We start from the raw sequence: 13,617 nt of genomic DNA, 5'->3' as shown, positions 1-13,617 counted from the left end.
GAGTCCTGATGGATTGACGAATCGGCAGGTGCCGGCCCCATTAAAGTCGTTCGAACGCGCGCGCCGATCCCAAGACCGTATCCAGCCGGGCAACTCCCGCAGCCACGTTTCATGATGGCCGGCGCGACATCACCGCCGTTACTGTCAAGTGAACATCAACAGCGTTGAGCCGAGTGCGCCGAACACCAAGGCCGAGCGCGCCAAGGCCGGCCAATACGCCCGCCCCGCCGAGTTTGCCCGCCAACGCACCGCCAAATCGCGCCGCCAGGCCAGTGCGGCCAGATACGCGGCCCGTGCGACCCGCCACGATCCGTAACCGATCGCGACGATGCCCAGCCAAAACACCGTGATTTCCGCTTGGCGCGGCGATAAGCCGAAGGCGGCCTCCAACCAATGCTCCAACAGCCACTCGACGATTTCTATCGCCACGTGCACGCCGTGGCCGATCAGCGGCAACAGCGTATCGCCGAAGCTCAACATCACCAGCGCGGCGACGAAGTAGGCCAAACGCCGGCCGCCATAACGGCGCTTCGCGGCCGCGTAGGCATTCGCCAAGACGCCGGTCGACCCTCTAACGATTTCGTTAATCATGCTGCCTCCCTAACGACTGTCGCGGCGCCGGCCAGCCGCCGCGAAATTAGCCGGTGTTGCGCATGCCGGCGGCGATCGCGTTGATCGTGCGCAACAGCGGATTCAGCCAAGGACTGTCGCCGGCGCCGGCATCGTCTTCTCGCACCTTGCGCAGCAGGCAGACCTGCAAGAAATTCAATGGCCCCAGATAAGCGTCACGGCGGCGCAATGAGTCGGCCAAGCTAGGGTTGTCGGCCAACAGCCTATCGATTTGCGCCACATCCAACACCCACTCCACGCAGCGTTGATACTCGCCGGCGATCAAACCGTACACGCGTTTGCCGGTTTCCGGGTCCACGCACAAACCTGCGTATTCCCGCGCCAGTTCCATGTCCGACTTGCTCAAGGCCATCTGAGCGTTGCTGAGCAAATTGCGAAAAAACGGCCAGTCGCGGTACATCGTTCGCAATTGCTCCAGCCGCTCGCTTCGACCGGCGCACCAGGTCGATACGCTGAGGCCGACGCCGTACCAAGCCGGGAAGGTTTGCCGCGACTGGGCCCAGGCAAATACCCAGCCAATGGCCCGCACCGACTCTTTGGAGCGGTCCTGTTTCTTGCGGTGCGACGGCCGCGAGCCGATGTTCAAGCGGCCGATTTCGCCGACCGGCGTCGATTCGTAAAAATAGTCCAAAAAGCCCGGTGTGCGCTCGGTCAATTCGCGATAACTTTGCTCGCCTATCCTCGCCAACTCGTCCATCACCGCCAAATTTTCCGGGTTATCGGGGGGGACCGGTTGCACCAGACTGGCGCTGGCCTTCAACAAACCGGTCACACCCATCGTCAGTTCGTAAATCGCGGTTTCCATGTTGTTATAGCGATAGAACAACACCTCGCCCTGCTCGGTAAACTTGATCTGACCGCGCACGCTGTCGGCGGGTTGCGCCAGAATCGCTTCGTGGGTCGGACCGCCGCCGCGGCCAACCGTGCCGCCGCGGCCGTGAAACAAGCGGCAGCGGATGCCGCGCCGATCGCAAATATCGACGATGCGGCGTTGCGCCCGGTACAAGCCCCACGCCGAAGCCAGGATGCCGCCGTCCTTGCACGAATCGGAATAGCCCAGCATGATTTCCTGACGGCGGCCGGAGGCCTTCAACAAGGTCAGATAAGTCGGCGAATCGAACAAATCGTTCAATACTTCCTCGATCCGGTTCAAGTCGTCTATGGTTTCGAACAGCGGGCTGACGCCGATGTTGCAATACCAATGACCTCGGATCCGACCAACCAAACCGCACTGGGCGGCCAGCAACATCACTTCCAAGACGTGGCTGGCGTGGTGCGTCATCGAAATCACGTATTCGCCAAAGCAGTCCGGGCCAATTTCGCGCCGGCTGCTGGCCATCACCTCGAACAAGGCCAGGGTTTCACGGGTCGCCAACGGCAACGCGCCCGGATCGAACATCAAGCCGCCCGGCGCGGCAATCGCCTCGCCGAGCAGTTCCAGACGTTCCGACTCGTTCATCGCCCGGTAATCGACGCCCAAGGCCGCGCCGACAATATCGGCAACCGCCTCGCTATGCCGGGTCGATTCCTGGCGCACATCCAGATGCATCAAATGAAAACCGAAGGTATCGGCGAGTCGGATCAAGTCATGCAACTCCAGTTCGGCGATATTGGCGTCACCGTGGTTGCGCAGCGACCGGTCGATCACGCGCAGATCGCGCAGAAATTCGCCGACGCTGGGATAGGCGTGGCAATCGGCCGATTCCACGTCGCCGCGCAAACGCCGGGCGATGCGTTCCAGACCCTGCTCTATCCGGTATTTGACGATGGTCAATTTATGTCGGTAGGGCTCTTGCAGATAAGGCCGCGCCAATTCGGCGACCGCCGGCCCCAATGCGGTGCGGTCGGCCTCCAAACTCGCGCTGAATTCGCTCGTCAATTCGCATAAGCCGTAGGAATGCGACAACTGGCCGCGCAACGCATCGAGACGCCGCGCATACTCCATCAGAATCGCTTGCGCTTGCAGCCGTAGCGCTAACACCGTGGTTTCCGGGGTCACGTTGGGATTGCCGTCGCGATCGCCGCCTATCCACGATCCGAACTTCAAGAAACTGGGAATCCGCGCGCCGGCGGCCGCTTCCTCGCCGTAGACATCGACCATCGATTCCTCGAAATTCCGGTAAACCTTGCTGGTCGCCTCGAACAGCGACAGCGGAAAATAAAACAGGCCGGTATCGATTTCGTCGACGACGCCGGGCTTGCGGCCGCGCACTTCATCGGTGCGCAACAGCAACTGAATCTGCGCCTGCAAGCGCTCCAATGCCGCCTTACGGCCCGGACCCTGCCGGCTGCCGTCGATCTGTTCGTGGGTCAAAAACAAATTGCGCAACGCGCCCTTGACGGTGCGGCGCTTGGCCTCGGTCGGATGGGCCGTCATCACCGGCAAGTACAGCAGATCAGCCAACAAGGTTTGGACTTGCTCGGCACCGATGCCGGATTCCTTGAAGGTACATAAGGTGTCGTGGAACGAGCCCGGCCAGAAATGCCCGGTCTGGCGCTGGCGGCGCTGGCCTAGCGAATGCGACTCCTCGGCGATGCTCAACAGGCTGAAATATTGGTTGAACACTCTGACCACCTGGCCGATTTCGTCGGCGTCCAAGCGCTCGACGACATCCTGCAGGGGCTTGCGCCGGGCCGGCGTGTTGTCGCGCATCAGCGCGGCGAAGCGTCGCTGCAATTGCGCGACGGATTCCTCCACATCGCGTTGGCCTTGGTGTTTCAACACTCTGGTCAACATCGAACTCAGCAAACGAATCGAGCGGCGCAGTTGTTTATCGTCGGTATGTTTAGTCACTTAAGTCTCCATCATGGTCAGCGGTTACCGCATCGAGCAGCAAAAAGCGGGCCGGCCACTTTGTCGATAGCGTAACGCTAGTCTTTGGCATTGTTAAATAGAAAGATTAGAATAAATACATCGAAAATTTCTATGCAAAGGCCATGCAGGAACGCATCAATTACCAGCATTTGTTTTATTTTTGGCATGTGGCCCGCGAAGCCAGCATCACTCGGGCCTGCGAAAAACTGCATCTGGCTCAGCCGACCGTCAGCGGCCAACTGGCGGTATTCGAACAAGCTATCGGCGACAAGTTGTTCTTCAAAAGCGGCCGCAAGTTGCTGCTAACCGATACCGGGCGGGTGGTGTTTCATTACGCGGAAGAGATATTCACGCTGGGCCGGGAACTGACCAATACCTTGAAAGGCCTGCCGACCGGGCGAGCTTGGCGCTTGACGGTCGGCGTATCCGACGCATTGCCCAAGTTGGCGGTGTACCGGCTGATCGAACCGGTTTTCCGCTCGCCGGAACCGGTCCAGATTCATTGCTACGAAGACAAGGCCGACCGGCTGTTGGCCGAGATTGCCGTGCAAGGCGTCGATTTGGTACTGTCGGATACGCCGCTGACCCCGGCCAGCGGCGCCAAGGCCTTCAACCACTTTCTGGGCGAATGCGATGTCAGCGTGTTCGGCAGTCCCGGCTTGGCGGCGACTTATCGGGATCGCTTTCCGCGCTCGCTGACCGGCGCGCCGTTCTTGCTGCCGACCGGCAATACCGCGCTGCGGCGCTCGTTGGACTCATGGTTCGACGCCAACGGGATCAGTCCCAACATTCAGGCCGAAATCGAAGACAGCGCGCTGCTGAAGACTTTCGGCGCCGGCGGCGCCGGCCTGTTCGTCGCGCCGAGCGCGGTGGCCGGCGAGATTTGCCGGCAATACGGCGTCGAGGTGTTGGGCCGGATCGAAACGGTGCTGGAACGTTTTTACGCGATTACGCTACGCCGCAAACAGCAACATCCGGCCGTCACCGCGATCCTCGACCACGCCAGGGACGGCTGGTTGTGACGGCGTCTTATTCGCCGTCGCGGTATTGCTCAGCTATCGCCTCGAAGCGGCCTGCCAGCGCCGTCATCGCATCGGTGACGTCGGGATCGAACTGACTGCCGCGCCCCTCCCAGATCAATTTCACCGATTCGGCATGGCTGAAGGCCGGCTTGTAAACCCGCTTGGTAGTCAGTGCGTCGTAGACGTCGGCGACCGACATCAACCGGGCGCTAATCGGAATGCTATCCCCGCGCAAACCGCGCGGATAGCCGTTGCCGTCCCAACGCTCGTGATGGCAATAGGCAATATCGGCCGCGCACTCCAGGAATGCCCCCTCGCCGTCGCCGAATTCGCGAGCCGCCGACACGATCGCGTCGCGACCGGCCTCGCAATGCCGTTTCATGATCACCCACTCGGCATCGGTCAATTTACCGGGCTTCAGCAACACCGCGTCGGGAATCGCCACCTTGCCGATGTCGTGCAGCGGCGCGGTTTTGTACATCAACTCGATGGTTTCGTCGTTCAAGCAATTTCGGAACCGCGGGTGGCCGCGCAGGGCTTCACCCAGTTCGCGCACATAATTTTGGGTGCGACGGATGTGATTGCCGGTTTCGTTATCGCGGACCTCGGCAAGCGCGCAAAACGCCGAGATCACCGAGCCTTGGGCCGCGATCAATTGCCGGTTGCGCTGCAATAACTCCTCGGTGCGCTCGGCCACCAACTGCTCCAGATTTTCGTTGTGCCGGCGCAGCTCTCGCGTGGTATCGGCCAGGGCCAGATGATTGCGCACCCTGGCCAACACCACCGGCGGCGACACGGGCTTGTGAATGAAATCGGCGGCGCCCAACGACAAACCGTATTCCTCGTCAACCGGACTGTCCAGACTAGTTAAGAAAATCACCGGAATGGCGCGGGTGGCGTTATCGGCTTGCAAGCGCCGGCAGACTTCGTAGCCGTCGATGCCCGGCATCACCACGTCCAGCAACACCAAATGCGGCGGACACCGGTCGACCAGTTCCAGCGCCTCGGCACCGTTAGTCGCGAAGCTGGTGGCGTAATGCCTCCCCAGGATGTGGTCCAGTAACTCAATATTGCTCAGCGAATCGTCGACAATCAAAACCCGTTGAGCCTTGTTTTGCGCGCTCATGTTCTACTCCTAAGGTCTACGGTCTTCGCCGAGTGTGGCCAATTCGACCAACGCGGCGTCGTAACGCAATTGTTTGACCGCTTGGACGACTTTGGCGAATTGCTCCGCCAAATTGGGATCGTCCAGCGTTCCTTCTAGTTCGTCGACCAGATGGCGGGCCTCCAAACTTTTACTCCGCAACTGCTGCTCGAGCAAGGCCAGGCGCGGCCAAAACTCCCCCGCCCCACCGCCGCTCGGCGCCGCTGGGACAGCGGCGGCATCGAGTGTCAGCGCGGCCAAGCGCGCCGTCATCGCCTCGCATTCGCTCGCCAGGGTTGCCGCCAACTCGGCCCAGTTTTGGGCGCCGGCGGATTTCAGCAAGCGCCCTAATCGATCGGCCGGACCGGCAATGCTGTCCAGGCCCAAATTGCCGGCCTCGCCTTTCAGATTGTGGGCCAGCTGATAGAGCGCTTCATTATCGCCGTCGCCCGCCAAGCGCCGAATTTGCGCGCCGGCATCGCCATGACGCTCGGCAAAGCGTGCCAACAAGCGCCGATAGAACAGCGGATCACCGCCCATGCGTCGCAACGCCACCCCGACCGAAACGCCCGGCAAGGCCCGCGCCAATCCGGCGATTTCGGCTTCGCTATCGACCGCGGCCGGCGCCGCATCGACGGTCCCGGCCGACTCAAGTATCGTCACCGGCCGCTCTCCGCCCTGCTTGACCCAGCGCGCCAGCACTTCGGCGAGTTCTCGCGGCTCAACCGGCTTGGCGACGTGGCCGTTCATGCCCGCCAACGCGCAAGCCTCGCGATCTTGCGCCATCGCCGCCGCCGTCATCGCGATGATCGGTAAATGCCGGCCCTCCGCCAGGGCCCGAATTCGCCGGGTCGCTTCCAGGCCATCCATGACGGGCATGTGCAAATCCATCAACACCGCATCGAAACGCTGGCGCTGCACCAGATCAACGGCCTCCTGCCCATTGTTAGCCAGCTCCACCGACAATCCGCTTTTCGTCAAAAACTCTCTAGCCACTTGCTGATTGAGTTCGTTATCCTCGACCAGTAGAATCCGGGCGCCGCGTATACCATCCAACAACACCCGGCTGGTTTCGAACACGTCGGCGGTCGGTTTCGACCTAACGTGTTCCTGACGTTGCAGCGCCATCAAAACGTCAAACATTTCAGACGGCGTCACCGGCTTGCCGACAATCGCGTCGATCAAGGCGCCGTCGGTGGCGGCGGCCAGTTCTTCTCGGCCGAAACCGGTCACCATTACCGTAATCGGCGGCCGATTCTCCGGCTTCAGTTCGGCCAAGGCCCGAGCGAACTCCAGCCCGTTCATCGCCGGCATTTTCCAATCCAGGATCAACAAATCGTAGGGTTGACCGTCGCGTTCGGCCTCTTCGAAAAACCGCAAACCGGCGGCGCCGGAGTCGGCGGTCGTCACTTGAAAGCCCCAGCTTTGCAGCATGGTCCGCAGAATCAGCAAAGAGGTTTCCTGATCGTCGACCACCAGCGTCCGCATCGCCCGCAAGTCGTGCAAGCCGCGGCCGGGCTTGGCTCGCGGTTTTTGCGGATCCGGCAAACCCAGCCACACGGTAAACACGAACGTACTGCCGCGCCCCGGTTCGCTGGACAATGCGATGCGGCCGCGCATCATCTCGACCAGGCGTTTGCAAATCGTCAGGCCCAGGCCGGTACCGCCAAAACGGCGGGTGATGCCGGCCTCGGCCTGCACGAACGGCCGGAACAATCGGTTGGCCTGATCCGCCGTCAAGCCGATCCCGGTATCGCGCACCGCGAAGCGCAAGCACACCGCGTCCGCCGTGATCTCTTTTTGCTCGACCTTCAAATGCACTTCGCCGCGCTCGGTAAATTTGATGGCGTTACCGACCAGATTGTCGACAATCTGGCTCAGCCGCAACGGATCGCCGACCAGCCACTCCGGCACGTCCGGGGCCATGTCGATAAACAATTCGATCCCTTTCTCCTCGGCCCGAAACGAAAACAAATCGGCGGTGGCGCGCAAAATATCTTCTAAACAAAAATCGACCGCCTCGATGTCTATCCGGCCCGCTTCGATTTTCGAATAATCCAAAATATCGTTGAGTATGCCCAGCAGAGCCTGCGACGCATTCAATACCTTGCCCAGATAATCGCGTTGTTGTTGACTAAGCTCGGTATCCAACGCTAAGCGGGTCAAACCGATGATGGCGTTCATCGGGGTGCGGATTTCGTGGCTCATATTCGCCAGAAAATCCGACTTGGCGCGGTTGGCGTCATCGGCCAGCTTCCGGGCTTCCAGCAGTTCGGCGGTGCGTTCGTCGACCAAGCGCTCCAGATGATCTCGATAATGCGCCAATTCCTCTTCGTTGCGTTTCCGGTCGGTGACATCCATCCGAATGCCGAGCACGCGTCCGACCGCGCCGTCCGCGCCGCGTTCCACGTTGAAAGCCTTGGCGCTCAACCAACGGTATTCGCCGTCGGCGTGGCGGATCCGCGCCTCGTAGGTGTAGGCGTCGGCTTGCTTGGCCAACACGCTGTTGATTTTGCCGGCCACCATCGCCCGGTCGTCCGGATGCACCCGCTCCAGCCATTCTTCGCGGTCGCCTTGACCATCCTTGGGCGAGTAACCCAACATGCTGTAGTAAATCGGCGAAACCACGAAACGATCGCTGACCACATCCCAGTCGAAAATGCCGATTTGCGCGGCTTCCAGCGTCAGCCGCAAGCGCTCTTCGGACATCCGCAATTTTTCCTCGGTTTGCTTGCGGTCGGTGACGTCCAGCGTGAATCCGTTGACGACGCCGTTGGCGTCGGCCCTGGCCGACAGCGAGAACCATTTGGTATGGCCGCCGGCCAACACGGCGCGGGTTTCGAATTCGCGGACTTCCCGGTCGGATTCCAAAGCCTTGCATAATTGAGTGGAGTCGGCGAAGCGAAAGTCGGCGCCACCATAAGTAGCCATGAATTCTTCGACCGACTCGCAATCGAACTGCCGAGCCATCGTCAGGTTGGCGAACAGGTGTTTGCCCTGGTTGTCGCATTGGAAGACGCCGATCGGCGCGTTTTCGACGATATAGCGGTATTTTTTTTCGTTGCTCTGCCACTTCAGCAGACCGTAACGGGCCGTCAGCATTAATTTCAGCGACAACAGCGCGATCAGCAGACCGGCGGCCCCGTACCAGCGCAGGTGCTCGTACCATTCGGCCAGATAGTCCTGCTCGGCGATGGCCGCCAGTACAAATAAGGGGTAATGGCCCACCCGGCGGAAGCTGTAAAGGCGTTTGACCCCGTCGGCCGGACTGATTTCGACGTAATGACCGCGATCGCTACCGCGCGCGACAAAACCGAGCACCGGGTGGTCGGGAAAAGGTTGGGCGGCGTCCTCGGTCAGCATCGGATGACGCGCCAGCAAGCGCATCGCGTCGTCGCGCAGCACGACCGCGCCGTGTTCGCCCAAATCCAGTGTCGCGTAAAACTTTTCGAAGGAACTCAACAGCGTCACAACGTTGACGACACCGGCAAAGCGGCCGTCCGGACCGTCTATGCGCCGGGTCAGCGAGATTTTTCGCAGACCCAGGGTCTTGGAAATCTGCGGCGGCGAGATCGACAAACCGACGCTGGGGTCGGCGCGGTGGCGTTGGAAATATTCACGATCCGCGATACTGATCGGCGGCTGGCTGTCCAGCGAACTGTAAAGACAATCACCTCGGGCATCGAACACCTGAATCGCGCCGGTTTCGATGATAGCCGCGTCGTTGAGTCTGGCGGCCTTGTCCATCAGCAAACGATGCAGTTCCAACGCGCGTTCGGTCTGGTCGCCCAAGCGCGCCTTCATATCGTCGGCCCGCAAATGGCCCAGTACGTCGTTCAAGATCAAATCGATTTTTTGCACGGTCGCCAGCGCGTGCCCTTCCAGGACCATAGCGATGTTTTCGGTTTCGACCCGGGCGTGGGCAATGCGCTGTAGCCGTTCCTGCCACAGGCTAAATCCCATCAATACCGCAAAGCCGACGACCCCGACCAATCCGGCCAAACTCGCCGTGCCCAGAGAGAAGCGATTGAAAAATCGTGACGTCATCAGCGTCCCCAACCGTTCAAAAAGCCGCGACCCTCATTCAAAAACGTTTGAATCGTCCGCGCGGCGCGTCCGGACGCACGGATTTTTCGGCGGCGGGCCCCGCTGCTTCGCCGATGTCGAAAAACCGCATCAATTCCAACAATTGGTCGGTTTGTCCAGTCATGCCGCCGGCAGTGGCGGCCAACTGCTCGCTGGCCGACGCGTTTTGCTGGGTGGCTTGGTTCATTTGCGACATCGCCGCGTTGATCTGGCTGACGCCAATCGACTGCTCGTGCGAGGCGGCGGCGATTTCCCGAATCAACTCCGAGGTTTTGGCGATGCTCGGCACGATATGGTCCAGCAAGTTACCGGCGCTTTCGGCGGTTTCGACACTGGTTTCGGCCAGTTTGCCGATTTCCCGAGCCGCGACCTGACTGCGCTCCGCCAACTTGCGTACTTCGGCGGCGACCACCGCGAAGCCTTTGCCGTGGTCGCCGGCCCGGGCCGCCTCGATCGCCGCGTTCAAGGCCAGCATGTTGGTTTGGTAGGCAATATCGTCGATGATGCCGATCTTGGCGGCGATCTGCTGCATCGCCGTCACGGTTTGCCGGACTGCCGCGCCGCCGGTCGCCGCCTCTTGCGCGGCCTCGCCGGCCATGCCGTCGGTAATCCGGGCATTATCGGCGTTCTGTTCGATGCTGGCCGCCATTTGCTCGATACTGGCGCTGGTCTGTTCGGCCCCGCTGGCCTGCTGACTGGCGGCGCTGGCCAAGGCTTGCGAAGTGGCGTCGATCTGCTCGGCGGCGTTACGCAACGCATCGGCCGCCAGCATCACCTGACCGATGGTTTCGGCCAGACGGTTGATCGTGTTGTTGACGGTATTTTTAAAGTTCAGGAATTGGCCGCGATAGTCACCGTCCAGGGTTCGGGTCAATTTGCCGCGTTCGACCTCTTCCAGGACCGCGATCGCGGCGCTGACCGGCTCGACGATCGCTTCCAGGGTCCGATTGATTCCGGCGACGATATTGCGATAGGCGCCGCGATGCTGGTCCGCGTCGGCCCTGACTTCCAGTCGCCCGTCGGACACCGCGCCCACCAGTAGTTCGGTATCGGCCACCATGGCCCGCAGGCTGAGCCGGACGCTTTCCATCGCCTTTAGCAACTGACCGGTCTCCTCGGTACGTTCGGTCTTCAGCTCGAAATTCAAATCGCCGTCGGCCATGCGCCGCGCCGCGTCCAGCGCGGGTCGCAGCGACTCGGCAATATGCCGCGGAAATACCCACACAAAGGCCAACGCCAGCGCCAATCCCACCGACAGCGCCGCCAACGACACCCGCACGCTGAACGCCACGTCCGCGCCGGCGGCCGCGCGCAAGCTGTCGGCTTGAGCGTTGACCAACTCGGTCAATTCGTTGATGACCGCCCGGGCTTTCTCGAAATCGGCCTCGCCTTTTTGATAGGGGGCCGGCTTACCGGCTAAAGCCGAGGCGATATTGGCCTGACTTTGCTTGACCCAAGCCTGAAAGGAAGAATCGAAGCGGGCTTCGTACTGGCCGGCATTCGGCAGGTCGGACAAGGCCAGAAACTTGCTGAAGCGAGTACGGGCCTGTTGCAGGTTCTCGGCGTGAAACGCCTTGAGTTTGTCGGCCGCCGCGCTGTCCAAACCGGGCGATTGTAGGGTACGTTCCGCCAGCATCGCCTGATACATGTCGCGGTCGCTTTCCAGCAATACCGCCAGCGCCGGCAATTCGACCTCGCCCAGGCGCCGGGTGTGGTCGCCCAGTTTCGATAGGTAGTTGTAGCCGAGCCCGGCCACCACGACCAACACCAAGGACATCAACGCAATCGGAATCGCGGTTTTCACCCGAATCGACAAGTTCGCAAAACTTTCCATTTCCCCTCCCAGAAGGCTAGCGGCCGATACGCAAAAAACGGCCTCGTGAAGAAAGCATAGACCCGAATCGACCCTAGTTCCGGATTTGGTCGGCGGCGGGTTCGCATGGCTATATAGCGTCCGGTCAACGCTATTACCCAAGCAAGCGACCAAGCACCTGCAAAATCCGGTGCTTAAAACGGAATCCTGGCCCCGAGCTCGACGGTATGATCGGAAATATAGGCTTGGCCGGCGCGGTATTCGTAACGTAAGAAGCCGGCTCGCCCTTCCGGCAAGGTCATCGCCAGCGAACCGCCCAAATTGAAATAGTCCCGGTCCGGGTTCTCGGTGGCGACGCTGAACGAACCGGTACCGGCCGCCGCCTGACTGAAGCGGGCTCGAATCGCGCGGCTGTCGTTCATATACTGATGCACCCATTCGAAACGAGCGCCCGGCGTCAACACCCCCCAGGGGGTACTGACCGATTTGCTGGCTTGCGCGCCTATCGTCGAGGTGACCGACTCCATGGCCTGACGGTCGTAGGTCAAACCCAGACCTCCGCCGCCGGCTTCCCGATAGGCATCGACTTGCGTGTTGATGTACTCCCAACGTAGGTAGGGATTGAGCACGAAACTATCGATGGCGACATCCTTGCCCAGACCCAGGCTGATGCCGTACTGATCGCCGTTGACCGAACTGCGCGCGACGGTATCGATGTCGCTTAAATTCAAGCGCCTGTCCATTTCGAACGCGTGCAATGCATAGCTCATGATCCAATCGACATAAAAGTCGGCGGGGAGAAAGTAGCTGCCGTAGGATGAAAACTCGTAAGCATCGTTGGCCATTTTGCCGTTGTTGCGTTGGTAATCGGTGTTGGCCCCGCCGTAGCCGAACGAGGCGCCCCATACGAAATCGTCGGTAAACCGGTAATCGACGCCTAGCGTGACGGCCTTGCGGTCGACCTTGTAACCCTGTTCCTTATAGCTGGCGTTACGCTGACCGACGTTGAATTGGCCCTTGATGAAAAAGCCCAGCGGACTGTCCCGAAACGGATCTTCGGCGGGATCGTCGCCGGCCGCTCCGCCGCGCGCCGGACTCAAGGCCGCCAGCAAAGCCTTGCCGACCGGCAGGGTCTCGCCGTTGATGTTGATCGTCGAATACCCGAGCAAGGTCGAACCTTGCGACCCCGAATTTCGTAAATTGACGATACGGCCGTGAATAATCGAAAACTGCTTGAACCCGAAATCGATCGCGGCGGCGCCTTGAGCCGCCACTTCATCCGGAATCACCTGGTTCAAATCGTTATTGGTGATGGTCTCGCAACGTGCCGCCAAAGCGCCGCTGGCATTTTCGCAAGCGGAGGTCAGGCCGTCGTAGATGGCTTGTTGGTTTGGCGAGAAGTCCGGGTCGTTGGTCAGATTGGGCGTCGGATTTGGGGTTGGATCAGGCGTCGGCGTTGGATCAGGGGTCGGAGTTGGATCGGGCGTTGGGGTCGGATCCGGGGTTGGCGTTGGCGCGACATCGTTATCGGCGATCGAAATCGTGGCGCCGGAGCCGACATTGATCGAACCGTCGCAGTCAGGCTGATACTGTAAGGTCAGATTGATCGTCTCGCTACTCTCAACCTCGCTGTCGTCGTTAATGTTGACCACGACGGTCGCCGAGCCGTTCTGGACCGCATCCAAGCTGAAATCGCCTCCGGAGATGCTGAAGTCGCTGCCGGCGGTGGCAGTACCACCGCTGGCGGAAACCACGCCGGAGACGAAACAACTACCGTAATCGCTCCGCCCCAATGCCAAATTGACGGTGACCTCAACGGCACCGCCGGCCTCGTCGACGCTGTAACTGCTTGGAGAAAAGTCGAGCGTGTAAGCTTCGACCGCCGGCGGCGCCGAAACCAACGCGGCAAAGGCCGCTAAAATGAGCGGCTTGGACGCGACGTTGCGCGGCTCGAGAACACTGAACGGGTACGCTGGTTTACGATACGCCGGACCGGCGGCTGGGATAGCGCCGCTATCCGGGTTTGCCAAGGGTAATAACATCACGAGATGACACGGTAAAAAAATGACAGCGTTAAAGATAGCCGCTGGGCAGCGTTCTGTGAATG

At 60.6% G+C, this 13,617-nt stretch carries 7 protein-coding genes; 1 reads left to right on the top strand and 6 read right to left on the bottom strand.

Annotated features, from left to right (window positions below):
- Positions 1 to 144: 144 nt before the first annotated feature.
- Positions 145 to 591, bottom strand: coding sequence for a hypothetical protein (locus tag BJL95_RS00665; RefSeq protein WP_064024547.1), 447 nt, complete (start codon positions 589 to 591; stop codon positions 145 to 147).
- A gap of 46 nt (positions 592 to 637) precedes the next feature.
- Positions 638 to 3,424: a phosphoenolpyruvate carboxylase gene (gene ppc / locus BJL95_RS00660; protein ID WP_071154869.1), complete on the bottom strand. Its 2,787-nt coding sequence runs from the start codon at positions 3,422 to 3,424 to the stop codon at positions 638 to 640.
- Between the two features lie 143 nt (positions 3,425 to 3,567).
- Here ppc and BJL95_RS00655 point away from each other — a divergent pair, with 143 nt between their 5' ends.
- On the top strand, positions 3,568 to 4,467 hold the full coding sequence (locus BJL95_RS00655; RefSeq protein WP_071154868.1) for a LysR substrate-binding domain-containing protein: 900 nt from the start codon (positions 3,568 to 3,570) through the stop codon (positions 4,465 to 4,467).
- Positions 4,468 to 4,474: 7 nt separating this feature from the next.
- On the opposite strand, the gene BJL95_RS00650 is transcribed toward BJL95_RS00655, so the two are convergent.
- The 4 genes from BJL95_RS00650 to BJL95_RS24380 all read right to left on the bottom strand — a co-directional run bounded on the left by BJL95_RS00650 (position 4,475) and on the right by BJL95_RS24380 (position 13,552).
- Positions 4,475 to 5,593: an HD domain-containing phosphohydrolase gene (locus tag BJL95_RS00650; RefSeq protein ID WP_071154867.1), complete on the bottom strand. Its 1,119-nt coding sequence runs from the start codon at positions 5,591 to 5,593 to the stop codon at positions 4,475 to 4,477.
- 9 nt (positions 5,594 to 5,602) lie between these two features.
- A complete protein-coding gene (locus BJL95_RS00645; RefSeq protein WP_071154866.1) occupies positions 5,603 to 9,658 on the bottom strand; it encodes a response regulator in 4,056 nt (1,351 codons plus the stop codon).
- A 37-nt stretch (positions 9,659 to 9,695) separates the two neighbouring features.
- Entirely contained in the window at positions 9,696 to 11,531 is a 1,836-nt protein-coding gene (locus BJL95_RS00640) for a methyl-accepting chemotaxis protein (RefSeq protein WP_071154865.1), read from the bottom strand.
- A gap of 173 nt (positions 11,532 to 11,704) precedes the next feature.
- Positions 11,705 to 13,552 carry an autotransporter domain-containing protein gene (locus BJL95_RS24380; protein WP_071154864.1) on the bottom strand — a complete coding sequence of 616 codons (1,848 nt, stop codon included), beginning with the start codon at positions 13,550 to 13,552 and terminating at the stop codon, positions 11,705 to 11,707.
- Between the last annotated feature and the right edge of the window lie 65 nt (positions 13,553 to 13,617).

The organism is Methylomonas sp. LWB (assembly GCF_001856095.1).
Classification (GTDB): Bacteria; Pseudomonadota; Gammaproteobacteria; order Methylococcales; family Methylomonadaceae; genus Methylomonas; species Methylomonas koyamae_A.
The sequence above is the reverse complement of the archived record's forward strand: the minus strand, read 5'-3'. Positions and strand labels throughout refer to the sequence as shown.

Coding starts and splice junctions, on each gene's coding strand:
- BJL95_RS00665 (WP_064024547.1), bottom strand. CDS start 591: ATGATTAACGAAATCGTTAGAGGGTCGACCGGCGTCTTGGCGAATGCC.
- BJL95_RS00655 (WP_071154868.1), top strand. CDS start 3,568: ATGCAGGAACGCATCAATTACCAGCATTTGTTTTATTTTTGGCATGTG.
- BJL95_RS00650 (WP_071154867.1), bottom strand. CDS start 5,593: ATGAGCGCGCAAAACAAGGCTCAACGGGTTTTGATTGTCGACGATTCG.
- BJL95_RS00645 (WP_071154866.1), bottom strand. CDS start 9,658: ATGACGTCACGATTTTTCAATCGCTTCTCTCTGGGCACGGCGAGTTTG.
- BJL95_RS00640 (WP_071154865.1), bottom strand. CDS start 11,531: ATGGAAAGTTTTGCGAACTTGTCGATTCGGGTGAAAACCGCGATTCCG.
- BJL95_RS24380 (WP_071154864.1), bottom strand. CDS start 13,552: ATGTTATTACCCTTGGCAAACCCGGATAGCGGCGCTATCCCAGCCGCC.